The 26,106-nt window shown below is 42.8% G+C and carries 17 protein-coding genes; 10 read left to right on the top strand and 7 right to left on the bottom strand.

The genetic code is table 11. The features are described from left to right. Positions 1–22: 22 nt before the first annotated feature. Both M9196_RS18635 and M9196_RS18640 read right to left on the bottom strand, forming a co-directional pair. Positions 23–505, bottom strand: coding sequence for a YajQ family cyclic di-GMP-binding protein (locus M9196_RS18635; protein WP_250619013.1), 483 nt, complete (start codon positions 503–505; stop codon positions 23–25). A 1-nt stretch (position 506) separates the two neighbouring features. Next, a complete protein-coding gene (locus M9196_RS18640; protein WP_250619014.1) occupies positions 507–1,571 on the bottom strand; it encodes a 3-deoxy-7-phosphoheptulonate synthase in 1,065 nt (354 codons plus the stop codon). Positions 1,572–1,828: 257 nt separating this feature from the next. Between M9196_RS18640 and M9196_RS18645 the strand changes: the two genes are divergently transcribed. Further along, positions 1,829–2,728, top strand: coding sequence for a putative PEP-binding protein (locus M9196_RS18645; protein WP_250619015.1), 900 nt, complete (start codon positions 1,829–1,831; stop codon positions 2,726–2,728). Between the two features lie 281 nt (positions 2,729–3,009). Further along, entirely contained in the window at positions 3,010–3,501 is a 492-nt protein-coding gene (locus tag M9196_RS18650) for a PaaI family thioesterase (protein WP_250619016.1), read from the top strand. Between the two features lie 31 nt (positions 3,502–3,532). On the opposite strand, the gene M9196_RS18655 is transcribed toward M9196_RS18650, so the two are convergent. Further along, positions 3,533–4,882 (bottom strand): hypothetical protein, encoded by a 1,350-nt coding sequence (locus M9196_RS18655; RefSeq protein WP_250619017.1) that lies wholly within the window; start codon positions 4,880–4,882, stop codon positions 3,533–3,535. Positions 4,883–4,993: 111 nt separating this feature from the next. Here M9196_RS18655 and M9196_RS18660 point away from each other — a divergent pair, with 111 nt between their 5' ends. Next, positions 4,994–5,839: a CvfB family protein gene (locus tag M9196_RS18660; RefSeq protein ID WP_250619018.1), complete on the top strand. Its 846-nt coding sequence runs from the start codon at positions 4,994–4,996 to the stop codon at positions 5,837–5,839. Positions 5,840–6,294: 455 nt separating this feature from the next. Here M9196_RS18660 and rsmF read toward each other — a convergent pair whose 3' ends face one another. The 4 genes from rsmF to M9196_RS18680 form a co-directional block, all read right to left on the bottom strand. Then, the gene (gene rsmF / locus M9196_RS18665) at positions 6,295–7,713 is read right to left on the bottom strand and encodes a 16S rRNA (cytosine(1407)-C(5))-methyltransferase RsmF (RefSeq protein WP_250619019.1); all 1,419 of its coding nucleotides are present in this window, start codon (positions 7,711–7,713) and stop codon (positions 6,295–6,297) included. A 130-nt stretch (positions 7,714–7,843) separates the two neighbouring features. Next, a complete protein-coding gene (locus M9196_RS18670) occupies positions 7,844–10,480 on the bottom strand; it encodes an MlaD family protein (RefSeq protein ID WP_250619020.1) in 2,637 nt (878 codons plus the stop codon). Next, positions 10,473–11,759, bottom strand: coding sequence for a paraquat-inducible protein A (locus tag M9196_RS18675; RefSeq protein WP_250619021.1), 1,287 nt, complete (start codon positions 11,757–11,759; stop codon positions 10,473–10,475). The genes M9196_RS18670 and M9196_RS18675 overlap by 8 nt, the downstream gene beginning before the upstream one ends. Positions 11,760–11,803: 44 nt before the next feature. Beyond that, on the bottom strand, positions 11,804–13,600 hold the full coding sequence (locus M9196_RS18680; protein ID WP_250619022.1) for an ABC transporter ATP-binding protein: 1,797 nt from the start codon (positions 13,598–13,600) through the stop codon (positions 11,804–11,806). An 83-nt stretch (positions 13,601–13,683) separates the two neighbouring features. Between M9196_RS18680 and M9196_RS18685 the strand changes: the two genes are divergently transcribed. The 7 genes from M9196_RS18685 (at position 13,684) to M9196_RS18715 (ending at position 25,945) form a co-directional block, all read left to right on the top strand. Next, the gene (locus M9196_RS18685; protein WP_250619023.1) at positions 13,684–14,157 is read left to right on the top strand and encodes a GAF domain-containing protein; all 474 of its coding nucleotides are present in this window, start codon (positions 13,684–13,686) and stop codon (positions 14,155–14,157) included. A 98-nt stretch (positions 14,158–14,255) separates the two neighbouring features. Then, complete coding sequence (gene proQ, locus M9196_RS18690) at positions 14,256–14,888, top strand: RNA chaperone ProQ (RefSeq protein ID WP_250619024.1); 633 nt, start codon at positions 14,256–14,258, stop codon at positions 14,886–14,888. A gap of 17 nt (positions 14,889–14,905) precedes the next feature. Beyond that, positions 14,906–16,903, top strand: coding sequence for a carboxy terminal-processing peptidase (gene prc / locus M9196_RS18695; protein WP_250619025.1), 1,998 nt, complete (start codon positions 14,906–14,908; stop codon positions 16,901–16,903). Between the two features lie 165 nt (positions 16,904–17,068). Then, the gene (locus M9196_RS18700) at positions 17,069–17,731 is read left to right on the top strand and encodes a hypothetical protein (protein WP_250619026.1); all 663 of its coding nucleotides are present in this window, start codon (positions 17,069–17,071) and stop codon (positions 17,729–17,731) included. A gap of 142 nt (positions 17,732–17,873) precedes the next feature. Beyond that, a complete protein-coding gene (gene pepN, locus M9196_RS18705) occupies positions 17,874–20,483 on the top strand; it encodes an aminopeptidase N (protein ID WP_250619027.1) in 2,610 nt (869 codons plus the stop codon). A 246-nt stretch (positions 20,484–20,729) separates the two neighbouring features. After that, the gene (locus tag M9196_RS18710) at positions 20,730–20,948 is read left to right on the top strand and encodes a DUF2835 domain-containing protein (protein ID WP_250619028.1); all 219 of its coding nucleotides are present in this window, start codon (positions 20,730–20,732) and stop codon (positions 20,946–20,948) included. A 155-nt stretch (positions 20,949–21,103) separates the two neighbouring features. Further along, positions 21,104–25,945, top strand: a complete 4,842-nt coding sequence (locus M9196_RS18715; protein ID WP_250619029.1) for an NAD-glutamate dehydrogenase — start codon at positions 21,104–21,106, stop codon at positions 25,943–25,945. Positions 25,946–26,106 lie beyond the last annotated feature (161 nt).

Here is a 26,106-nt window from a genome sequence, read left to right on the forward strand (position 1 = left end):
GCAAACGGTGTGACTATCGAGTTTAGTCTCTGAAGTTATCAAACTGGAAAGGCTGTCCAAGCTCACCAGTTTTAACGAGTTGCATCGTTGCTTGTAAGTCGTCACGTTTCTTACCGGTAACACGAACTTTCTCGCCTTGTATCGAAACTTGTACTTTGATTTTTGCGTCTTTTACTGCTTTGACGATCTTTTTAGCGACGGCGGTTTCAATACCTTGCTTGAATTCAATGTTTTGATGCCAAAGTTTGCCAGATTGCTCGGCGGTTTTTGACTCCATTGAACCAACATCGACACCACGTTTAGTAAGGTTGCCACGTAAGATGTCACGCATTTGTTTTAGTTGAAAGTCACTTTCGCAAGACAGTTTAACGACTTCACCATTTAGAGTGAATGATGCTTCAACGTTACGGAAGTCGAAGCGTGTCGTGATCTCTCTATTGGCGTTGTCGACCGCGTTACGCAATTCAACCGTCTCTATTTCAGAGATAATATCAAATGATGGCATGTTAGATTTCCTTACTATTACGTTGTTTTACCGCGTCGGCGAGAATGTTTAGCATATCAACAGTGTCGCTCCAACTTAGACATGGGTCAGTGATTGACTTCCCATATTCGAGGTTATTGATGTCGTTCATGCTCTGATTACCTTCTTCAATGAAGCTTTCAGCCATGATGCCCGCTACTTTGTGAGAGCCTGCGATGATTTGACGACCGATTTCTTCCGCCACATCCAGCTGTTTGCGGTGCTGCTTTTCGCAGTTAGCGTGGCTAAAGTCGACGACCAGTCGCTGCGGTAGGTCAAATGAAGCAAGCTGTTCACAAGCGGCAGTTATCGCGGCTTCATCAAAGTTTGGACCTGTATCCCCACCACGTAAAATAATATGCCCATGCGGGTTGCCACTGGTGCGATACACAGTCATACGACCGTTTTTGTCTGGCGAATAGAAATAGTGGGACGCACGTGCTGCTCGGATCGCGTCCATTGCTATTTTGACGCTGCCATTGGTGCCATTCTTAAACCCGACTGGGCAAGATAGTGCTGAGGCCATTTCTCTATGGATCTGAGATTCAGTGGTACGAGCGCCAATGGCTCCCCAAGTGATAAGGTCAGCAATATATTGCCCGGTTATCATGTCTAGAAATTCTGTTGCCGTTGCTAAACCTAGTTTGTTGATATCGAGCAACAGGCCACGAGCTTTGTTCAAACCCGCTTCAAGGGCGTAAGAGCCATCTAGGTTCGGGTCAGTGATCAAGCCTTTCCAACCCACGACTGTACGTGGTTTTTCAAAGTAGGTACGCATGACAATGAAAAGCTCATCACGGTATTGGTCTTGGATCACACTTAGGCGCTTCGCGTAATCAAGCGCTGCATCGGTGTCGTGGACAGAACACGGGCCAACAATGCAAAGAAGACGGTTATCTTCTCCAGTTAGAATATTTTCAATCTGACGGCGAGAATCGGCAATTCTTGTCGCAACATCATCTGTTATAGGATGAGTTGTACTTAACTCTAGCGGAGTGGGCATTGGGCCTAGTGCCTGAGTTCTTAGTTCATCTGTTTTTAATGGCATGGGGCAGCCTACGTAATAATTTCGAAGCGGTAAAGATAGCGGAAATACCGGGTCAAATAAACTATTAATGGCAATCTCCTTAGTTGGCGAGGGATTACCACTAAATATGGGCGCTTAATTGATTAAGAATAACGCAGTTTAAGCACGGTATGGGCTGTGGTAAAAATAGATCATGTTTATTACTAATCATGCCTTGTATTCAGAAGGTTGAGTCGGTATTTTGCTCTTAGTTAGAGTTAAGAAAGCACGGAGCAGTCATGAGTTACGAAAGCGAGAAAGAAAGTCCAAACATTCCCTTAGCATCACTGAGCCTCGGTCATGTTTTCCCAAGTTACTCAGAAGCAGCGGAAGCCGACCATTTGTATGTGTCAATTGCTGAACTCATTATGGAAAAAATATTTTTTCATCCTGATTATGCTCAGCTTGGTGATGAACTGGATAATGTTGAATTGGAAGCGATCAACGCGTTGTTAGGTGGCCGTGAAGCACCGGATTTTTTTGTTGAAACCCTTGTTGCGGAAATTGTATCGGCCGTTCAACCTAGCCATAAAGTAGTCCGTATAGAGTTGAATGATGCAGATAGCTATGGCATGAGCGCCCTGCTCGGGGGGAAAGTCGAGTCTGAAGAGGTTAACCCAGCACTGGGTGTTCGTGGCGTATCTCGTTTCGCATCAGCTGCCTATAGCGCTACATTTGCTTTAGAGTGCCAAGTTCTAAAGACGTTGCGAGAGCAGGGAATTAATGTCGAGATTATCGTGCCTTGCGTAAGAGCCTTGAGTGACGCGGCAAAAATCATTGATCAACTTGCCGAGCAAGGCTTGCCACGTGGACTTAACGGCCTGAAGATTTTGTTTGCTTGTGATACGCCATCCGCAGTGTTGTTATCGGAGCGTCTACTGCAATATTTCGATGGGTTGGTGTTAAAAATTGATAACTTGACTCAACTGACACTCGGCGTAGATCGTCATCAAGATGAACTTGCTCACTTGTATGACCCGCAAAGTGAGGCTGTGTTAAAGTTGGTTCGAGACGCGGTGATTACGGCGAAAGATGTTAAAAAACCCGCTATTGTGGTTATCGGATCACTGACGGATTATCCTAATCTTGCTCTACAACTAGAGGAATTAGGGAAGATTGATGTCTATGTGACAGCGTAACACAATTGATGCGTGATCCCGTCACGGATCTTTTATCAGTTTGGCAATCATCAGTTTGGCAATCATAGATATAAAAGGCTAATGGTTCTTACCTTTAGCCTTTAATTTTCGGAGCGTTTTAGTTTTCCCGTCACTTATCGTATTCGCGTTGAATTTTCGTATTTCACTTGTCGGTATACCTCGGAAGTTAAATACGCCCTCGCAGTCTAGTAACATTTTTTTGACATTTTGGGTGCTTTCTTGTTTACTGGTCTGATGAGTAGTCGCGTAAAGGGAAAGACATGTTATCACCGCTGAATAAAGCTAATTTATATCTCAATACCTTTGGTTTATTCAAAGTTCCCTTCATTTGGCTATGTCGACCTAAAATCCTTCAGCTTGATCAAAGCAAAGTCGAGATCAAAATCCCTTTAAAGCGACGGACTAAAAATCATTTAAACAGTATGTATTTTGGTGTTCTTGCCGTTGGTGCGGATGTTGCTGGTGGATACATGGCAATGAATAAGGCGCAGCAGAGAGGGGAGAAAGTCTCACTTGCGTTTAAAGAGGTGGAGGGTAAATTTTTCAAACGTCCCGAAGCGGACGTTCATTTTATTTGTGATGATGGAGCTCTGATTGATAGCATGCTAGACGAGACACTGGCAACAGGAGAGCGGGTGAATCACCCAGTAAAAATTACAGCCATCTGTCCATCGTTACACGGTGATGAGCCTATGGCTGAATTTTCACTGGTGTTATCTTTGAAGAAAATCGCTAAGAAAACAGTACATTAATGGCGTTGTCTAACCGATTAATACTTTGTTATCAAAGTGGTATCTGCTCAATGGCCACGATCTTCGAACGATTGAGGACTATCTTCCAGCGATAATAGAGTGGTTCTGTGTCGTAATTGTTCTCCTTAATAATTAAATTAAGTAGGTGACGCTTTTCTAACGACTCTTTTACTACTTGCCCTTCTTGTAAGCGGAAGAAACGGTTATTACTTTTATCCATCAGACGAGTAAGCGTACGAAAGTTAATGTTAATCACTTCACGGGTTTGATCATACCCACTGGTAAATTTTGATGTTGCCATGGTGGTGTGAGTGCGGTAATGCAGAATCTTTTCTTCCCTCTGTACGACTCGCTTTTTTCGTATCTTCTTTATGCGGTCGGGCAACCGCTCAAAAGACACAAAATCCAACCATTCAATTTTTCGACCCACTTCTTTTTTTGTTGTCGGATCTATATAACGTCTACGCCATTTGGGCTTGCCGCGTTGGATCCAACGCCATAAAATGTCGCGCAGGTCGTCTTTAAATACCTCACGAAGCGCATAAATGACGGACAGGAATAAGATAAAAGAGGCGGTAATTTCGCCCAGGTAATCTCTTGCTAAAATTATCGCAGTGGTAACGAATAACATGACTAACCCGGTCGCCGACCCCTTAATGACACGCTTGGTGTTGTTCCCCATTGATGTGAGTTTTTCTTGTAACACGATAGGGTGCTCAATCAAACGCCTTAATAGTCGCATTTTATTACTCAGACGAGTGGAGTCTTTACGCACTTGCTCGGAATTATAATTATTGAGGTTTCGGTGCGCTTGTTCTTTCTCAACAATAGTAATAAGACGCTCTTTGAGTGGTGTGTATGACTTGCTGTTAGGCAGTGCAACGACAAGCGACAAAAACTTCTGACCCGTATACCAAGAAAGATAGTTGTCGATATTGGCATAGTAGCGTTTAAGATTCTCCTCATAGGGAACGGCTCGACGCATTTTTCTTAATATATCAATGGCTAATTCGATGACTTCATCAATTTCATCTGCGGTGACTTCTTCTTTTGAAGAGTTGATGAGCGTAGAAACCGCATTATCCAATGCAAATACATACTGGTAGGCGAACAAGCTTAAACTGACACGATACTGGGTGTTAGATAAACGACCACGCTTAGCGAGTCGAGAGTGAATAAGAGGCAGTAACGTCTCCGTACTGAAATAGGTGCGTTTTTGCGAGAATGAGTTGTGATAAAAATCTGATTCGGAAACCTGGTGTGACTCAAGATCAAGCTCTCCCGGTATAAATAGGAAAACATCTAAGTCTAGGGTTTTTGTATTCGCCATCGCGTGAGCAATTTTTAACGTGATAGCATCTTGTTTATCGACAGAAATCAAACAACTTCTCCGTTTGTATTGATACCGATAAGCATACCAGAACACGTAGAAACTAGCATCTTAAAGCGAGTCAGGTATAATCGCCCGAATAATCCCAATAGAGATAAAATAATGATAAATGTAGGTCAAATGAACCAGCTGGAAGTGATGAAAGAAGCAGACTTCGGTTGGTTTTTAGACGGCAAAGATTATGGATCAATTTTGCTAACCAAAAAATACGCACCGGAAGGGGTAAAAATTGGCGATAGCATTGATGTTTTTCTCTATTTTGATTCAGATAACCAAATCGCGGCGACCACAAATAAGCCTGTAGCACAAGTTGGCGAGTGGGGTGTGATGACAATTGAAGGCGTTAACAGCGTTGGTGCATTCGCAAGTTGGGGCATCAAAGAAAAAGACCTTCTCATTCCATTTAGTGAGCAGCGTGGGCGTTTAGTCGTTGGCCAAAATATTTTGGTTTATGTTTATACCGACAAAGCATCTGGTCGTATTGTTGGTACGACTAAATTCAACAAATGGTTGGATAATGTGCCTGCGGTTTACACTACAAACCAGCAAGTCGATTTAATCATCGCCGAGCGCAGTGAACTCGGCTATAAAGCCATTGTTAACGGCGAGCATTGGGGCATGATCTTCCAATCGGATGTATTTGGTAAGCTATTTGTTGGTAAACGACTTAAAGGCTTTGTAAAACAGGTCCGTGAAGATGGAAAAATCGATCTGAGATTGCAAAAGATTGGTACGGCGAAGATGGACGACTTAAGTGAAAGCATTTTAACTTTGCTTGAGAAGAAGGGTGGATTCTTACCGTTAAGTGATAAGTCGACGCCAGAAGCGATCTTTACAACGTTTAAAACCAGTAAAGGGACCTTCAAAAAAACCATTGGTGGTTTATTCAAGCAGGGTAAAATCACTATCGATAAAGATGGTATACGCTTGAAAAGCGAAGACGAGTAGAAATGTTTGAAATTACAAACCGATAAAGTGTCGGTTCAAACCCTATAAAATTGGCGTGTTAATGACGAAAAAGAGGCCCAAAACTGATCCTGATTTGGGCCTAGGGGAATGGCTCATGGAGAGCCTACGCTAACTGTTGTATTTGTACTAACCACGTCATTGCTAGTTACTTACTTCTTTCTCAATTCTCACTATTTTACCTTTGAAGCCGATAAATTAGCGATACAGCTTTGAACTTCATTCGGTTTACGACTGCCAAGTGTGTTAAGCAAGCGATGGTGACATTAATGTTTTAGTTACGTCAGAGTTAAACATTACGTACCTTTATCAAACATTACGAACCCTTCATATCACGTGCTTAAGTCTGCGTTGATAACCCCTAAAGTGTAGTACAAAACGGTAAAAAAGCGATATGCATAGCGGTACTAACAGTATGAAACCGCTATGCCTCTGGGTTAGAAAAGATTTTTATCCCTAACTAACTCTCTAGGTAAGCCGTTTTTAATGCGATTTCCTACCCATTTGCCTAATCCTATGACGATATCGTTGTAGCTAACAAAGACCTCACCGGTTCCTGTTAACCCTTCAGGGCGAATATCTCTGCCCATATACCATTCTCGGGCATCGGATTGACTTACTTCGACCGTATCCGCTTCGGTGTTTGCTAGTGCTGTAGCAACTTGGTGTTGCCAGCGATAGCCTTTTTTATGTTGCTCCGCGACTTTTATGCCCATGCGAGAGAAGCGAAATTCACCCAGTAATGGTTCGAGCGCGGTTGGAAATAGCCATAGGTCGTTATCGCGTTTCCAAAGGTCACTATGTTCAGGAAAACCAATAGAGAATGTGGATTCAAGTGACAACGTAGCGTCTTGGGATTCTTTAGTCGATAGTTTTTGGAATGGAAATTTACCCAGTCTTTTCTTTACTAAAGGCGGTGTTGTAGACGAGTTTTTTTTGACTTTTGCAATGAAAAACCCTTCACTATCAAATAATTGAGGGTAAACATGTAAGAAGCCTTCTGGTGTTGTCGCGAGGTTGGCATCAGGGAATAAGTGCTCTAGAGACTCGAATTCAACCGCGTGACCAAACGTATCTTGAAGGTGTTGCATGACTTGTTGGTTTTCTTCGCAGCTCAGCGCACATGTTGAATAGACCAGTGTCCCGCCGACTTTTAACGCATGAAATGCACTTTCGATAAGATCTTTTTGTGTTTCGGCGATGTCATTGGTGGACTCAAGACTCCAGTTTTTCATTGCATCGGCGTCTTTTCGAATTGTGCCTTCACCGGAACATGGCGCGTCTAACAAGATGGCATCGAAGCGCTCTGGTAGCCAACCACCAAATACTCGAGCATCATAATTACTAAGTGCCGCATTTCTAACACCACAGCGCTCAATATTGGCGTGTAGAACCTTCACGCGGCTAGAAGCAAACTCGTTCGCGACTAAAATGCCGTTATTCTCCATGAGTGCGGCGATTTGCGTTGTCTTTGAACCGGGTGCTGCAGCCATATCGAGTACGGTTTCAAAGTCGGTTTTACCATTGAAAAGGGCACTCGGAGGGAGCATAGAGCTCGCTTCTTGAATATAAAACAAGCCCGCCATGTGTTCTGCGGTATTTCCTAGCGGTACTTGGCTCTCATCGGCGTCAATCCAAAATCCTTCATCACACCATGGGATTGCGGTGAGCGACCAATTATTTTGCTTTGCCCTAGCCAAAAAGGCTTCAACGGTCAGTTTGAGGGTATTGACACGAATACTCTTTCGTAACGGTCTTTGGCAAGCAGCAACAAAGTCATCCATGTTTAGATGGGCGGGTAGTTGAGTGGCTATGTGTGTTAGAAAGTCGTCAGGGATATAGACGTTAGAGTGCAAAATAGAGCCTGCTGGTTAGAAAGTATTTTCTGAATTATAACCTGAACTGTACTGAACAGAAAATGAAAGCCCGCGTTTGCGGGCTTATCTGAGTGATTTTATAGCGTTAGACATTTTACTGTGAGTTTATCTAAGGGGCAGGGATCGCGGTTCGCCATTCTTTCCATTTTGGATCGCCAGATTGGTTGAGGTAGAAGCTCTGACCTTCACTTGCTCTTGGTTGAAGTTCTGTGCCTTCTGGCGTTGAAAAGGTCACGCCGCCACGAATTAGGCTATCCATTGTACCGGCTTTAATGCTCGCGCCGGAAAGGCCAATCTGAACATCGACGCCAGATACGTTCCAAAACACGCTATTGGCTCGAACTAAATACGCGAACTCTGGCTCAATTTGAAAGGTTGATATTACTCTATCAGCAAATGGACCAAGTTCTACGTCAGTAACACGACCAATCTCGATATCACGATACAAAATAGGCGTTCCTTCTTTGACGGAACCACGGTTTTCGCTTTGCAGTGTAAACTCAATGCCATTCTCGACTTTAGGGAAATCAAAGAGCTTAAATTGCTTTTGTGCTTTTCCTTTGCCCGGTTCAACCGCGATATATTGGGAGACCAGCGCATTCAAGTTTTTCACGCCACTTAAACCAAATTCAGGTTTAACCAACCAGAAGTAGGCTTCTGAATTAGCGATTTGTTCCACGTACTCAGGCAGAATACGAGCGGTAACCTCAACGCGTTCATGGGTAAAGTCGGGGAGTGTCAACATGACTTCACCAACTTTCACGCCTTGATATTTAATAGGCATGCCTTTGGTTATTTGTTGGTCTGAAGTCGTGGTGACTAATTGAACCGAAGCACCAAACTTTCTTGCGTCATTAAAGTCTTGGTACAGCTTCCAGCTTCTGCCGGTTTTATTTTCGATGCCTGGCATGGAATCAAAGGCAATACCACCGTCAATTAGCGTCTTAAGCGGTGCCGCTTTTACGCTAATACCAGACAATGAGGCTTCCACTTCCACTCCAGAGCGATTCCAAAAAACAGTTTGTGCTGTAATTAAATGTTTGTAGCGGTTGTCAATGGAGGTATTGATGTAGACCCCACCATCGACTAATGAGAAATCCGTTACACTGCCCACTTGCATGTTGCGATAAAGAATCGGGCTGCCTTCTTGAATTGGCGGTAATTCGTTGGCAAACAGTGCCAGTTTCATGGAACCAGATTGATTGTGTTTGGCTAACTCCGCTAATGATTTGGTTTTGAATAACGGAAACTCAACGCGCTCGGTTGTTTTGCCTTCGCTCACAAAACTTATCGAACCGGTAAGCAATTGTTTTGCAGGAGGAACGGTCACATTAAGTCCTGCTTTTGTTAGCTCTGCAGTGGCGCTTCCTGTGACATAGAATCGATTTTGGGTTCGAATAAGGTTTCGGTATTCGATATCAACGGCAATATCCATGGCAACTTGATCGTCGACGAGTTCGACGGAGGTAAGGGAGCCAACAGGAATACCGCGATACAATACGCTGCTCCCTGGCTCTAAACCGAAAGAGTTTTCGGACAACAAGCGAATAGAAATAGATTTTGCTTTTACTCGATCAAACTCGTCTTGCTTAATCGCGTCGAACTGGCGGGCTTTGCCACCATTGCCTGGAACCAATGTTAAAAAGTTACCCGTGATTAAATTTGATAAATTCTCGACACCAGATAGCGACACTTTCGCCTCTTCGAGTAAGAATAGCGTGCCTTCATTTAGCATATCACTAAAGGCGGGTTCGATAGATGCCGAAGCAATGATGGAGTCACGTTCATCATTAAGAGCGAGGTTATTTATTTGCCCAATTTCTAACCCTCGGTAAACGATAGGAGAGCCGTTAGCTTTTAAATTGCTATTGTCTGGTAGAGTGATGGATATCGGGATACCACGACCAGCCGTTTTTAAATCGCGATAGAGTTTAAAAGCGGTGCCTTTCTCGACGGGTGCACCACTATCTGGTGAATCAACGGCAATCGCGCCAGCCAGTATGGCGCTTAAGCTTTCTAAACGAATATCGACGCCTTGAAAGCCAACATTGGCGCCAATACCACTGACGTTCCAAAAGCGACTCTTGTCCGTAATAATATGGCTGAATTGTTGTTCAATGGAGGCCTTGATAAGTACGCCTTCCGCGTCTTCGTCTAGTTTGAAACTGTATACTTCGCCAATTGGTATCTTTTTATAGACAATTTTTGAACCGACGGAAATACCGCCAAGATCGCGTGCGTTCAGAGTCACGGTTAAACCGTCGTTCGCTGCCAATTCTGCAGGTGCGGTATCTAATGCTTGGAACTTCGTTTTATTGGTACCAGTTTCTGTTGCGGGATAAATAGAGACATAGTTACCCGATACGAGCGCATCTAGGCCTGAAATGCCCGATAAAGATGCCGATGGTTTCACTAACCAGAATTTAGTGTCTTCGCCGAGCAACTTGGTCGCTTCAGGGTAGATATCCGCATCGACATATATATTACTGAGGTCTTTGGATAAGTTGATATCACGAATCATCCCAACTTCTAGACCCTGATATCTAATGGTTGTGCGTCCAGCGATAAGACCTTGAGCGTCGGAGAAATAGATTTGAACACGCTGGCCAGCATCATGCACGGCTTTTGCCAATAGCCAGCCTGCTAATATGAGTGTCAAAATTGGCAGGATCCAAAGCGGTGAAATCCGACGATCTTTCTTTACTTCAGGGTTGAACGACATGGGTTGTTTAGTCTCGTTACTCATTACCGCTAATACTCGTCTTAGTGTCTAATACAGAAGAGGATGTTGTCTTTTTATCCCAAAGTAGGCGAGGGTCGAGACTCTCGGCCGCAAACATGGTGAATATGACAACAATACCAAACGCTACCGCGCCGAAGCCCGGTGTGAAATTAAGAATTTGCCCTCGGTCTACCAAGGTCAACATAATCGATATGACAAAGAGGTCAGTCATCGACCATTTCCCGATCCATTTTATGATCCGAAAGACGGTCATCTCAAAACGGTGATTGTTCACTTTATCAAATTGTATACAAAAAAGCAGATACCCCAACCCTAATATCTTCGCAACGGGTACGACGATACTGGCGACAAAAATAATGATGGCGATGCCGATCATGTCGTTATTGATCAGCGAAGCAACGCCAGAGAAAATAGTATCTTCTAACCGTTGTCCGTTGGTGATAAGAATCGATATGGGGATCAAGTTAGCAGGCAAAATCGCTACTGATGCAGCAATAAGGTACGCCCATGTTTTTTGTAATGAATATGGTTTTCTATGATGAAGTTTAGCTTCACAGCGTACACATCGCTCCGCTTCTTTTTGCGAAAGGTGGCAACTGTGGCAGTGAATCTCTTTTACGGAAAAAGGATAAGAGGTTTCTGGTTTCCATGCTTCCCAGTAGCGCCGGACACTAATGCGACACACAAGTAACACGCTCAGGCCCTGCAGCAGTACTAAGCTGTATAGTGCATGACCGATATAGATATCGGAATAGTCTTGTAGCTTGAAACATGAAATGGCAATACTAATGAGGAAAACATCTAACATCATCCAGTGTTTACTGTGTGTCAGTATGCTTAAAGACCACTTGAGCGTTTTAAACCAATGAAACCGTAATGCTAGGTGTGTGGTGAGTACCGCGGTACACATAGCAACGGGTGCAATGGTGTGACAAAAAAGGGTTAGCAACGCAAGCCCCGGATAGCCTTCTTGATTTAATGCTAAGACACCCTCAAACAACGTGCCTTGAATCATGACCCCCACCAATCTAATGGTAATGAAGTCAAAATAGTGCGAAGGAATAAAAAGTAACAGACAAGTAATGGCAATTGCTAAATTGCCATTAATAGAATGATGTTCACTGCGGTAAAGTTGGGTACCGCAACGAGGGCAGTCAGCACTATATCCTTTATCCAATCCAATGACGGAGACTGGTAATTCGCAACACTGGCACAGCCGAATATTTTGGTTTTCGAGCTGGTTACCTGTTTGTGGATCTTGTGAGTTAGAAACAACGCGCATCGTAAACTCCAAAATACGTGTACGATGCGTTTATTTCGTCACGCTTAACTTGCGGATTGCACCGAACCATACAAGGTTTGATATAAGCCTTGTTGTTCAACCAATTCAATGTGAGTCCCGGTTTGGGTAACTTGTCCATCTTCCAACACATATATTAAATCCGCCTGTTTGACCGCAGACAACCTATGCGCAACGATTAGGGTTGTCCGGTTTTCCAAAAAAGCACTTAAAGCGATATGCAAGGCCGCCTCGGTAGAGGTGTCTAGTGCCGACGTTGCTTCATCGAGTATGACAAACTGCGGATTGCTTAATATCATTCTAGCAATCGCTAGTCGTTGTCGTTGTCCACCGGAAAGACGAATACCATTTCGACCGATTTCAGTATCAAGACCATCAACTAATTTTCCCGTGACGTCTTGCAGTTGAGCGACGTCCAAGGCATTCCATATTTCGTGGTCATCATAGTGACGTCCGAGCGTCAGATTATGCCTTATGCTGTCATTGAATAGTATAGGTTGCTGTAAAACAACAGCAATTTTATCTCGAATTATGTCAAAACCAATGTCTCGGCTGTCAGAATCATTATAATTTATGATGCCTTGCTGTTGTGTATAGACACCAATAAGTAATTGTATGAGCGTAGACTTCCCACCACCGCTAGCCCCTACGAGCGCCACTTTCTTACCTGCGGGTATAGTGAGGGATAGATTACGGAGCACGTCTTTTTCATCGTCATAACAAAAACTCACGTTCTGAATTGCGACATCAACCTGTTTTCCATCCAGGAATGGATTGATTTTACTGACGGTTTTCGCTTCTTCTTCCAGATCCAAGAGTGAGTTGATTCGCACTAAAGCTGCTTTGGCGCTGTACCAAGAAAATTGAATACCTAAAAGTTCTTGAACTGGACCTAGCATGAACCAAAGATAGCCAAATACGGCGAAGATTTGTCCAATGGTTAAGTCACTAAATAACACCATTACCATAGCAACCGCACGAAACAATTCAAATCCGATGAGAAACAGAAGAAAGGAGACCCGACTAGCGGCCTCTGATTGCCACGCGTATTTATCTGCGTTAACACGGATTTGGTCGGCTTGAACTTTTAGTTGCTGTAAGAACTCGCGTTCACGATTTGCTGCTCGTAGCTGATAGATACCATCAAGTGTTTCAACCAAGCGATTTTGAAACCCTTCGAAGGCTTGGTTTTCTTTTTTCTTGAGGTGTTTAACCATACCGCCTAATTTGCGAGAAAAATAGATAACGACGGGATTGACCAGTAAAATGAACAGTCCCAGTCGCCAGTCTAGCCAGAGTAGGACGATCGCAGTACCAAAGACGGTGAGAAAGCTGACGATGAACTTACTAAGTGTCGAACCAATAAACTGGTCAATTGTTTCGATGTCAGTAATTAAATGGGCATTGATACCGCCACTGCCGCGCGTTTCATACTGACGGATACTGATTCGCCCCAATTTATCTATCATTTTACAACGAATTTGATACGTAATGGTTTTGGACACTAAAGTGAACTGACGACTTTGCAAAATATTGAATGCTTGGCTAAACGCACGCATTAGAACAACTAGGAGGAGCGTTAGACCAATGTAACCTATGGGCGTTTCGAGAGAACTAGGGAGAAGAATGTTCATATAGCTGAGCCCTAAACCAGGTTGATCTAGGAGCACTTCATCCACCATAAGTGGCATTAGTAGTGGGATAGGGACGCTAATTAATGTGGCAATGATGGCGATTAAATTTGCACCAATGAGTCGAGACTTGTGAGTTTTTACTTGTGTTATCAACCAAGAGCGGCTAATAGTGTCATTCGTACTAGTCATATTTATGATAATAAGTCCTATTTAGATTGGGGCATTGTACGTGGATTAGAACAAAATCAAAGCACTATATTAATGGAAATATCATGAATTTAGACAATTACGATCGCCTCGCTAAACAAGCCGTTGCCCTCACGGATTCAGAAACGGATTTTATCGCTAACCTTTCTAATATTAGTGCACTTCTTAATATGGAGTTAGACGATCTTAACTGGGTCGGTTTTTATCTTATGAAGGAAGGTGAGTTAGTCTTAGGTCCTTTTCAGGGTAAACCCGCTTGTGTTCGAATTCCGGTAGGGCGCGGAGTCTGTGGCACGGCGGTTGAAACGAATACGGTTCAGAGAATTGCAGACGTTCATGAATTTGCAGGGCACATTGCTTGTGATGCTGCGAGTAACTCTGAGATTGTGATTCCGTTTTCTATGGATGGTGAGGTAGTTGGTGTTTTGGATATCGATAGCCCAAGTATTAATCGATTTTCCGAAATTGACGAAATTGGACTGACAAACTTCATGAGATCTGTAGAAAAGGTGCTCATTTCCCATGCAAACGTGGTTTAAAATCACATTTGCTGGTGGTTTTTCTATAGCAGGTCTCTATAATACCAAGAATATTTTTCTTAATGCTTCGCGGAAAACCGCATTAACCAGGAACCCACATGGAAAACACTGAGAAGTTGAAGAACAGCAAAGAAATTATCGCGTATGTTGCTGAATGTTTCCCTAAATGCTTTACTGTAGAAGGTGAAGCAAAACCGCTTAAAATTGGTATATTTCAAGATCTTGCTGAACGCTTGAAAGATGATGAAAAAGTAAGTAAAACTCAGCTTCGTGCAGCGTTAAGACAGTACACTTCTTCTTGGCGTTACCTGCACGGTGTTAAACCAGGTGCAGTACGAGTTGATTTAGATGGTAATGCTTGTGGTGAATTAGAAGCTGAACATGTAGAACATGCTCAAGCGACACTAGCAGAAAGCAAAGCAAAAGTTGCAAATCGCCGCAAAGAGCAAGCTCAGAAAGCGCGTGAAGAAGCAAAAGCGAAACAGCCTAAAGCTAAAAAGCCTCAAGCTCGTAAACCACAAAGTAGTGCAAGCAAAAACGCAAAAGTAAGCAAGCCTGTTGAAACGCGTGCTTTGAATAACGACGAACTGATCGTAGGCAAAGACGTTAACGTAAACATGGGTAAAGGAAACATGGCTGCGACCATTGTTGAAATCAATAAGGAAGATGTGCGTGTTCAGCTAGTAAATGGCCTACAAATGGTTGTTAAAGCGGAGCATTTGCGCGCTTAAAGGAGAAACTCCTACGCATGAAGTGCCGTTCAAAAGTATCTTTGATTGCTGCTAGCCTTTGGCTAGCAGCGTCTTCAGCTCACGCTTTAGAAGCTAAGTATCAGAAAACTGATATTCCGACATTAGCTCCAGAAGCACAACATGAAACCGCGAGTAAACGAGTTACGTCTCGCTTTACCCGATCTCACTATAAGCATTTCACCCTAGATGATGAGTTTTCTAAAGCGATGTTCAATCGTTATTTGGAAATGCTCGACTACAACCGTAACATTTTCACCCAGTCTGATGTTGATGGCTTTAACGCTTGGTCGACAGTGCTCGATGATCAACTAAAAGCGGGTAATAATCAGGTTGCGTTTGACGTCTATAACCTTTCAATGCAGAAACGCTACGATCGTTTTGTTTATGCATTATCTCTACTTGATACCGAGATGAAATTTGATATCGATGAAGAGATAGAGCTTGACCGCTCGGAAGCTGATTGGGCTAAAAATGAAGCTGAACTTGATGAGCTGTGGCGTAAGCGCGTTAAATATGATGCGCTCAACCTAAAGCTTGCCGGTAAAGATTGGGACGAGATAAAAGAAACGTTAGGTAAGCGTTACAACAACGCGATCAAACGTATCACTCAATCTCATAACGAAGATGCTTTTCAGATCTACATGAACGCGTTTGCGCGTGAGGTTGATCCGCATACGAGTTATTTATCTCCCCGTTCTGCGGAGCAATTCCAATCTGAGATGAACTTATCTCTAGAAGGGATTGGTGCGGTACTTCAATTGACGGATGATTATACGATTATTCGTTCTCTGGTTGCTGGTGGCCCTGCGTCAAAAAGTAAGCAACTCGGTGAAGGCGACAAAATCATTGGTGTCGGTCAAGACGGCAAAGAGATCGTTGATGTCATTGGATGGCGACTCGATGATGTCGTGCAACTTATAAAAGGGCCAAAAGGGACCAAAGTTAAGTTGCAAATTTTATCTGATAGTAAAGATGCCAAAGCGCAAGTGGTTGAAATTACCAGAGATAAAATTCGCCTAGAAGACCGTGCGGTTAAGTCTGAAATCTTTGAGAAAGATGGTAAGAAAATTGGTGTGCTCGAAGTTCCTAGTTATTATGTAGGGCTTTCGAAAGATACCGATAAACTTATCACCGAGCTAAAAGAGAAAGGTGTCGATGGTATTATTGTTGATTTGCGAAATAACGGTGGTGGTGCGTTAACAGAAGCAACGGCTATGACTGGGTTGTTTATCGACAGTGGTCCAGCGGTCCAAGTTCGTGATAGTTATGGTCGTGTGAACGTCAATAACGATACCGACGGAAAAGTGAGTTACGAAGGTCCACTAACCATACTCGTAAATAGATACAGCGCTTCGGCATCTGAGATATTTGCGGCGGCATTGCAAGATTATGGTCGCGCCATTGTTTTAGGTGAGAATTCATTTGGTAAGGGTACTGTACAACAGCACCGTTCACTGAATCACATCTACGATTTATTCGATAAAGAATTAGGTTATGTGCAGTACACGATTCAAAAGTTTTATCGAATTAATGGCGGGAGTACGCAAAATAAAGGGGTAGTACCTGATATTGCCTTCCCAACACCCATCGATCCAGCGGAAACTGGTGAGAGTGTCGAAGATAACGCATTACCTTGGGACAGTATTGACCCAGCTAAATATCAAGTGTTACAGCGTAACGACGAGACCATTGCAGCGTTAACAAAGATGCATGAAGCCCGAATTGGTGCGGATATGGAGTTTGGATTTATCGCTGAAGACATTGCTAAGTACAACGCGGATAAAGATGACAAGACATTGTCGTTAAATGAAGCAACAAGGCAAGCGGAAAGTGATGATCACGATGTTCGACGACTTAATCGTATTAATGCTCGCCAAAAAGCGGCGGGTGAGGACCTTTTTGCTACGCTCGATGATGTACCAAAAGATTACGAAGTACCTGATGCGTACCTAGACGAATCAGTCGCCATTATGGTTGACATGATTAAACAGTAGAAACGCAGTAATATTAGAAAAGCGAGCGATGAGCTCGCTTTTTTTTTGTCTAAAATTTACGTTCTCAAAGCTGATACTATCCAATGATATTTGTGATTTAGATCAAAAAATTTAGCATTCTCGTATTGAGCGCCTAAGCTTAAGTAAACAGCAAAGGGGAAGCATATGAGATGGATTACGGTAGTTTTATGTGTGGTATCGTTTGGCGTATTTTCTGATACTCGTAAAGACAATAATGATTTAACTCAGTTTGATCAGCCTTTTTTACTGGGGGATTGGTATCTGATAAATCCAACGCCTGAAGAATCGCCGGATGCTTTTTTAGCGATTAAACTTTCTCTTGATTCGAATTACTCGTTTAACATTGATATTCAAAAGCAAGATTACAGTATCGAACACTGGGAAGGCTTATTTACTGCTAACGAAGATACCATCATCTTGGGACTAAACAGTGACGAACCTCAAGTCTATAACTACAGTGGCAACCACCATATGTTAAACCTAAATGGAGTAGTGTTTACCAAGGCGCTCCCCAACGCGCTTGCAGGAATTTGGTCATCGACTACGGTAACCGGAGATGACAAACATGCTAATGACATTGCGAGAATGGATTTAGTGTTGCAACCAGATTTTGTTTTTACTTTCCGCGTAAGTTCTAATGAAGGAAATGAAGCCATTCACAGTGGTGTGTATTACACGGAAGACGACCACATTGTTTTGCTTTATCCAGATGGTGAGCACGATGCCACCTACACCTTGAATCAAGATGAACTGACTCTAGAAGTAGAAGATGGTGATATGTTTGCAGTCCTTAATCGAATACGGTGACACCCAATGATGTCTCTATTATTAAACGCCAATTTTTATTGGCGTTTTTTTTGTTAAGGAACTGCAATCGGTTGATAGTAGACGTTATAATCGTTCAGTATTCATAGCAAAAATGCTAATTATAACTAATAAGGACTAAAGGATGACGGAGTCAGCACCTAAAGCCAAATACCGTAGCGATTATCAATCGCCTTCCCATTTTATCTCAGATGTAAACCTAACTTTTGATCTTCATGAGCGTGAAACTCAGGTCACGGCTATCTCTACCGTTAGACAAAATACAGATTCAAATACTTTACTTCTAGATGGTGAAGGAATTGAATTAGTCGCGGTACATATCAATGGACAAGAGTGGTCTGATTTTAAGCAGTTAAAATCAGGTCTAGAGTTATCAAATTTGCCTGCCGACTTTGAGCTTAAAATTGAAAACAAGATTTCACCAGTTACTAACAGCGCACTAGAAGGTCTGTATTTGTCAGACGGTGCCTATTGCACACAATGTGAAGCCGAAGGGTTTAGACGCATTACCTATTTTCTAGATAGACCGGATGTTCTTGCCACTTACACCACAAAAGTGATTGCCGATAAAGCAGCGTTTCCACACCTGCTCAGTAATGGTAATAAAGTAGCAGAAGGTGAGGTGGATGCGCAAAGACATTATGTTGTTTGGCAAGATCCCCATCCAAAACCTTGCTACCTATTTGCGTTAGTCGCAGGTGACTTTGATGTGTTGAGCGATCAGTATACAACACGATCTGGTCGCAAGGTTGCATTGGAGATTTTTGTTGATAAGGGCAATCTAAACCGAGCGAATCATGCCATGGTGTCATTGATCAATTCGATGAAGTGGGATGAAGAGCGTTTTGGGTTAGAGTATGACCTCGACATTTATATGATTGTTGCCGTAGATTTTTTCAATATGGGGGCAATGGAAAATAAAGGTTTAAATGTCTTTAACTCTAAATTTGTTCTAGCCAACGAAAAAACGGCGACAGACACAGACTATTTAGGTATTGAAGCGGTTATTGGTCACGAGTATTTTCATAACTGGACCGGTAACCGAGTCACTTGTCGAGACTGGTTTCAGTTAAGTTTAAAAGAAGGCTTAACCGTATTTCGTGACCAAGAGTTTTCATCAGATCTTGGCTCTCGTGCAGTGAACCGTATTAATAATGTTCGAATCATCCGTGGCCCTCAGTTTGCTGAAGATGCAAGCCCAATGTCACATCCTATTCGCCCCGAAAAAGTTATTGAGATGAATAACTTCTATACCTTAACCGTATATGAGAAGGGCAGTGAAGTAATTCGAATGATGCATACTTTACTAGGGGAGGATAAATTCCAAGCGGGAATGAAGCTTTATTTTGAGCGCCATGATGGAACGGCTGCAACATGTGAAAACTTTGTGTGTGCAATGGAAGATGCGTCGGGAATCAACCTGAAACAATTCCGCCTTTGGTATAGCCAATCTGGTACCCCAACGGTCAGTGTGAAAGCAACTTACGATGCAAACGAAAAAACCTACGCGTTAACGCTTACCCAACAGACTAAACCGACACAAGATCAACAGGATAAACAAGCGCTACACATTCCATTTGACGTAGAACTGTATGATAGTGAAGGGAATACGCTAGAGTTACGGTGTAACGGAAAGGCGATTGATAATGTGCTAAGTTTTACTCAACAACAGCAAACATTCGTCTTCGAAAATGTTGATGTAGAACCTACGCCTTCGATGTTGAGAGAGTTTTCTGCGCCAGTAAAGTTGGAATTTGATTATTCAGATGAACAGCTCGCATTTTTAATGATTCACGCACGAAATGAATTTGCCAAATGGGATGCCGGCCAGATGTTACTGGCAAAGTATGTTAAATCAAACGTTGAAGCAGTACTCAATCAACAGTCTATTATATTGCCAGAGCTTGTTGTCGATGCATTTAGAGGAGTGATCTTAAACGATCAGTTGGATCCTGCGTTTATTGCAGAGGTACTTTCTTTACCAAGCTTTAATGAGGTTGCTGGTTGGTATGATACTGTCCCAGTCGATGCGGTTTGTGATGTGCTTAAAGGTATAAAACACATTATTGCTACTGAGTTAAAGGATGAGCTATCTGCTACCTATCATTCTCTCGTCCAGCAAAATTATAGCGTGAGCCATAGTGCGATAGCGAAACGAGCATTGCGGAATCTTTGCCTTCAGTATTTAGCGACAATGGAAGAGTATGCTTCTTTAGTGTCTGAACAGTTTGATACCGCAAACAATATGACAGATACGATGGCCGCGATGGTCGCTGCCAACAGTGGTTCTTTGCCTGTCAGACAAAACCTTATGGCACGCTATAGCGATGAATGGAGTCACGATGGGTTGGTTATGGACAAATGGTTTGCATTGCAGGGTTCAAACCCAAGTGAAAATGCGCTTGAAAATGTTAAAGCGTGTATGTCACACAGTGCGTTTAGCCTGAGCAATCCAAACCGAGTAAGAAGTCTAGTAGGCTCATTTCTTAACATGAATCCACGTCGCTTCCATGATGTATCAGGCAGTGGTTATCAGTTTGCAGGTGAAATTCTACGTAGCCTTAATGAATCTAACCCGCAAGTAGCGTCGAGATTGATCGATCCTTTGTTGAAATTCAAGAAGTACGATATCGATCGCCAAGCTTTGATCATTGCTGAATTAGAAAAATTGAAAGCGATGGATAACCTAGCAAATGATCTGTACGAGAAAGTCACTAAGGCACTAGAGGCTTAACTATAAGGCTTCAGATAGTTAGTTGACCACGTTAAGTCACGTGAATAGATACTAAACCGCCACTACTGTTTTTATATACAGTATTGGCGGTTTTTGTCAGACAATCGGTTATTTTTGCTTAATCAAGGCGTAATTGGTTACTGAATTTACTGCTAAAGAACGTGATGCACAGTAGAGATTAAAGACGAGAAGATATATTAGTACTGTGTATTTATACAGTTATCTCTCGGAGGGAGTATTATTGTTATGAACCATTACCATTTTTCAATGAATATCCGCTATCAAGCATTTATTGAGCATTACGCTGGTCACGCCGCTAATATTTTAGTGGTGACAGACAACGGACTGAAGCTTCAATTACCGGCGGCTCGTTTTCGACCATATTTAACACAAATAGGTATAAAAGGTCGCTTTAGATTGACAACTGACCACAACAATAAATTTTTACGGTTAGATTCACTGTAATTCGGCCCTTTGCTAGCAAGATAAATAAGTGCATCAGTCACACTATCAAACTTTTCTCTCCAACTTATTCCAAATTTTGTTAACTCTTTATCAATAAAGCTTTTACAATAAAAGCAGCCTTATCCCCCCATAAAAATAGAAAGTGGAGCGTTACTATGACCACGCGCGAACCCGTTGTCCCGGTTCTTCTGGAGAAAGTTTACAAATTGATTGAGTCGAAGCTCGAAAGCTCGGCTCAGCCATTAGTAACCAAACTCGCCAAACATATCTTTAGCAATGTCTCTCCAGACGATTTGCTACAGCGAAATGAATCCGATTTGTATGGTGCGGTTATCAGCCTTTGGCATCACCTCAATGAAAAGAAACACGATGAGATCTCAGTCAGAGTGTTTAACCCTGCAGTGAGTAAGCATGGTTGGCAGTCGACACATACTATTGTAGAGATTGCGGTTCCTGATTCCCCATTTCTTGTCGACTCCGTCAAAATGGCACTTAATCGACTGGATTTAACCTGCCATATTACCTTGCATGGCCCGACTCAGTTAGAACGAGATGAGAAAGGACAAATCACGTCAGTTAATGAGAAGAAAGGGAACCTGCAGTCTATCTTCCATATTGAAGTTGATCGCTTAAGCGATAAGCAAGAAATGACAGCATTGAAAGAAGAGCTAGTTTCGATATTTGAAGATACGAGCCTGGTGGTTAACGGTTGGGAGCCTATGTCGAAGAAGCTAAAGGCGATCACTAACGATCTTCTTAAGAATAAAGCGATGTTGCCTACGGAAGATGATCGTTTTGATGAAACCATGGCCTTTCTCGAATGGCTTGGCGATCACAACTTTACCTTTATGGGTTATAAAGAGTTTGATCTCGTTCAGGTCGACGGTGATTCAATACTTAAACCAACCGAAGAAAAAGGTTTAGGACTATTTTCCAATGAGCAACGTGTTCGGGCGGTTAAAATTTCGGACTTTTCTGATTCAGCAAGGCTAGAAGCGAAAAAACCGTTCTTGTTGATTCTCACTAAAGGGAATAAAGCGAGCCGTATCCACCGCCCAGCGTATACTGATTACATCGGTATCAAAAAATTCGATAAACACGGCAAAGTTATTGGTGAACACCGCTTTACCGGTTTATATACCTCAGCAGTGTATAACCAAAGCGTGTCAACGATTCCGCTGATCCGAGAGAAAATGGAGCGTATTCTTGCCTTAAGCGGTTACCGTAATGGCTCATACTCTTATAAAGCGTTAAGAAATATTCTTGAAAACTACCCACGAGATGAATTGCTTCAGGCAAAAGAAGAGGAATTACTTGAGACAGGGATGGGTGTGGTACAAATGCAAGATCGCGATTTGATCCGATTGTTTGTACGTAGAGATCCATTTGGGCGTTTCTTTAGCTGTATGGTTTATGTGAGTAAAGACCGTTACAACACTCAACTTCGTAAAGATACACAACGGATTTTAAAAAGTTATTTTGGCTGTGAGCAAGAAGTTGAATTCACCACGTATTTCTCAGAAAGTCCGTTAGCGCGAACGCACTATATAGTAAGGGTTGATAACAACAACATGGATGTCGATGTAAAAGCGATCGAACAAAACTTAATGGAAGTATCAGCCTCATGGGATGATCGTTTGTCTGAAGCGATTGTTGCTAACTTTGGTGAAAGTAAAGGACTGCCGCTATCGAAAGTCTACTCACGTGCGTTTCCTCGCTCTTATAAGGAAGACATGATGCCAACGTCTGCCGTTGCAGATATTGAGCGTCTAGAATCGTTGAGTGAAAGTAACAAATTGGGAATGTTGTTCTATCGCCCACAAGAAGCGGCGGCGGATTCGAAAGAAGTGAAATTAAAGCTGTATCATAGAGATGAGCCGATTCATCTTTCCGATGTGATGCCTATGCTAGAGAATCTTGGACTTCGTGTTATTGGTGAATCGCCTTATGAAGTCATCAAAAGCGATGGCGGCAGTTATTGGATTCTTGATTTCGCTATGCTTCATAAAAGTGAAACGGTGGTTGATCTTCGAGAAGCTCGAGATCGTTTCCAACAGGCGTTTGCTTCTATTTGGGCGGGTGACTTAGAAAGTGATGGTTTTAACCGTTTAGTTTTGGGTTCAGGACTAACAGGTCGAGAAGTGTCTATTCTACGTGCCTATGCGCGCTACATGAGACAAGTTGGTTTTCCGTTTAGCCAGCACTATATTGAAGACACGCTGAATCACTACCCGGAAATTGCAAAAGATTTGGTCGAGCTTTTCTCTCAACGATTTATGCCATCATTGAAAGGAAGTAAGAAAGGTCAGCTGCGTATTATCGACAAAATTGATGTGCAGCTCGATAAAGTGGAAAGCTTGGATGATGATCGTATTGTTCGTCGTTATGTCGAGATGATTTCCGCAACGCTGCGGACCAACTATTATCAGAAAGATGGCAATGGACTGCACAAACTTTGGTTATCACTTAAATTACAGCCTTCTAAAATTCCGGATATTCCAGCGCCTGTTCCGGCCTTTGAAATTTTTGTTTATGCCTCAGATATTGAAGGGGTGCATTTACGCGGTGGTAAAGTGGCACGTGGCGGATTACGTTGGTCCGATCGTCAGGAAGATTTCAGAACAGAAATTCTAGGGTTAGTCAAAGCGCAACAGGTGAAGAATACCGTTATCGTTCCGGTAGGTGCAAAAGGAGGCTTCGTTTGTAAGCGTCAACCTCAACTAACCACTCGTGATGAAATCTTTGCTGAAGGACAGCGTTGTTACAAGCAGTTCATTCGAGCTTTACTTGATGTTTCAGATAATATCGTTGAAGGGGAGGTTGCACCACCGAAGAGTGTGGTACGTCATGATGAAGATGATCCATACTTGGTGGTTGCTGCGGATAAGGGAACGGCGACATTCTCTGATTTAGCTAACTCGGTCTCGGAAGAATATAACTTCTGGTTAGGTGATGCGTTTGCTTCAGGAGGCTCAAATGGTTATGACCACAAAGCCATGGGCATCACCGCAAAAGGCGGTTGGGAATCGGTTAAGCGTCACTTCCGAGAAATGGGCATTGATTGCCAAAGCGAAGACTTCACGGCGATAGGCGTTGGTGATATGGCCGGCGATGTGTTTGGTAACGGTATGCTGCTATCAAAACACATTCGTATGCAAGCCGCGTTTAACCATATGCATATTTTTATTGATCCGAATCCAGACTCTGCATCAAGCTGGATCGAACGTAAACGCCTGTTTGATCTCCCACGCTCAAGTTGGGAAGATTATGATCCGACATTGATCTCTTCTGGTGGTGGGATATTCCCTCGAAAAGCAAAATCGATCACGCTGACGCCTGAAATTCAAAAAATGATCGGCACTAAGAAGAGCTCCGTGACACCGAATGATCTCATTAAAATGCTGCTGTCTATGCCAGTCGATCTTTTGTGGAATGGTGGTATTGGGACTTACGTTAAAGCATCATCGGAGACACATACTGATGTTGGCGACCGTGCGAATGACGTGCTACGTATTAATGGTAGCGATTTACGAGCGAAAGTGGTTGGTGAAGGTGGCAACCTAGGTATGACGCAGCTTGGTCGTGTCGAATATGCACTAGCTGGTGGACGTGTTAATACCGATTTTGTCGACAATGTCGGCGGTGTGGATTGTTCCGATAATGAAGTGAACATTAAAATCTTCCTAAATAGCTTAGTATCAAGCGGCGATCTAACGATTAAGCAGCGTAATGAAACACTTGAAGCGATGGAAGATGAAGTCGGTGACATTGTTCTTGATGATGCTTATTGCCAGGCGGAATCTATCTCCGTAACAGAATACCAAGGTGTCCCATTAATGAAGGAGCAAATTCGCTTCATTCATACATTGGAGAAAGCAGGGTATCTAGACCGAGGGCTTGAATACATTCCTGCAGATGACGATTTACTGGAAAGAGAAAAACAGGGTATTGGTATGACTCGCCCTGAACTTTCAGTATTAGTCGCTTATGGCAAGATGGTATTGAAAGAGCAGCTTGTGGTGGACGAGATTGCAACTGACCCATACCATAATCAGCAACTTACTCAATACTTCCCATCGCTGTTACGCCGTAACTATATTGATAGTATGCCTAATCATCCGCTTAAAGCTGAGATCATTGCCACGGGTCTAGCAAACCAAATGGTGAATGAAATGGGCTGCAATTTTGTTACTCGATTGCAAGAAGAAACCGGTGCTACAGTGGTTGATATTGCTAATGCTTATGCGGCTTCAAGAGAAATTTATGGTTTTGCGTTTACATTTGAGCAAATTCGTAAGTTGGATAATATCGCTACGTCTGAAGCTCAATATGAATTACTCTTTATCGTGAGACGAACGCTTCGCCGATTAGCGCGATGGATCTTACGTAATCGCCCGGGTAAACAATCGGTAGAGCAACTAGTGGCACGCTATCGAGATAACGTGATTAAAATTGAACAAAAACTTGAGACTTGCTTGGTTGATGAAGAAGTAGCAGAGCACAATGTACAAGCTCAAGGCTGGATAGAAAGCGGAGTAGATAAAGATCTTGCTAGATATGTTTCAAGATTATCGAGTTTATTATCTGCCGTGGATATCTCCGAGATAGCGGCTGAAGCTAACTATGATGTCGAACAAGCGTCGAAATTGTATTTCCACCTTGGAGACCGTTTATCGCTGCATTGGTTCCTTAATCAAATTAATGGACAGGCGGTGGATAACAACTGGCAAGCGCTTGCTAGGGCCGCATTTAGAGAAGATCTAGATTGGCAACAACGTCAATTGACGGCACAAGTGTTGAGATGCGGTTGCGCAGGCGAGGGTCAAGATGTGATCCTGTCACTTGATAACTGGATGGAGACGAACGCAGTTAGCTTGCAACGTTGGGACAATATTCTTAATGAATTCAAAGTGGGTAGCGTCCATGAATTTGCTAAGTTTTCTGTCGCATTGCGAGAGTTAAGTTTACTTAACCTTAATTGTGCAACGAGCATTTAAATAAAAACCAACGTGCTATATCGTTATCTAAGCGCCCAAATAGGGCGCTTTTTTTATGTTAACGTCCATTCCGTGACATTGTCACCCAATAATCGTTTACTTATTCCGCTAAACAATTTCTTTTGGTAAATAAAAACGAATTCTCAATTGCAAGTTTAAAC

This window comes from Vibrio methylphosphonaticus, assembly GCF_023634655.1.
GTDB classification, from domain to species: domain Bacteria; phylum Pseudomonadota; class Gammaproteobacteria; order Enterobacterales; family Vibrionaceae; genus Vibrio; species Vibrio methylphosphonaticus.

What these genes read in the sequence shown, in the direction of transcription:
- M9196_RS18635 (WP_250619013.1), bottom strand. Translation starts at nt 505, where the DNA reads ATGCCATCATTTGATATTATCTCTGAAATAGAGACGGTTGAATTGCGT.
- M9196_RS18640 (WP_250619014.1), bottom strand. Translation starts at nt 1,571, where the DNA reads ATGCCATTAAAAACAGATGAACTAAGAACTCAGGCACTAGGCCCAATG.
- M9196_RS18645 (WP_250619015.1), top strand. Translation starts at nt 1,829, where the DNA reads ATGAGTTACGAAAGCGAGAAAGAAAGTCCAAACATTCCCTTAGCATCA.
- M9196_RS18650 (WP_250619016.1), top strand. Translation starts at nt 3,010, where the DNA reads ATGTTATCACCGCTGAATAAAGCTAATTTATATCTCAATACCTTTGGT.
- M9196_RS18660 (WP_250619018.1), top strand. Translation starts at nt 4,994, where the DNA reads ATGATAAATGTAGGTCAAATGAACCAGCTGGAAGTGATGAAAGAAGCA.
- M9196_RS18670 (WP_250619020.1), bottom strand. Translation starts at nt 10,480, where the DNA reads ATGAGTAACGAGACTAAACAACCCATGTCGTTCAACCCTGAAGTAAAG.
- M9196_RS18675 (WP_250619021.1), bottom strand. Translation starts at nt 11,759, where the DNA reads ATGCGCGTTGTTTCTAACTCACAAGATCCACAAACAGGTAACCAGCTC.
- M9196_RS18680 (WP_250619022.1), bottom strand. Translation starts at nt 13,600, where the DNA reads ATGACTAGTACGAATGACACTATTAGCCGCTCTTGGTTGATAACACAA.
- M9196_RS18685 (WP_250619023.1), top strand. Translation starts at nt 13,684, where the DNA reads ATGAATTTAGACAATTACGATCGCCTCGCTAAACAAGCCGTTGCCCTC.
- proQ (WP_250619024.1), top strand. Translation starts at nt 14,256, where the DNA reads ATGGAAAACACTGAGAAGTTGAAGAACAGCAAAGAAATTATCGCGTAT.
- prc (WP_250619025.1), top strand. Translation starts at nt 14,906, where the DNA reads ATGAAGTGCCGTTCAAAAGTATCTTTGATTGCTGCTAGCCTTTGGCTA.
- M9196_RS18700 (WP_250619026.1), top strand. Translation starts at nt 17,069, where the DNA reads ATGAGATGGATTACGGTAGTTTTATGTGTGGTATCGTTTGGCGTATTT.
- pepN (WP_250619027.1), top strand. Translation starts at nt 17,874, where the DNA reads ATGACGGAGTCAGCACCTAAAGCCAAATACCGTAGCGATTATCAATCG.
- M9196_RS18710 (WP_250619028.1), top strand. Translation starts at nt 20,730, where the DNA reads ATGAACCATTACCATTTTTCAATGAATATCCGCTATCAAGCATTTATT.
- M9196_RS18715 (WP_250619029.1), top strand. Translation starts at nt 21,104, where the DNA reads ATGACCACGCGCGAACCCGTTGTCCCGGTTCTTCTGGAGAAAGTTTAC.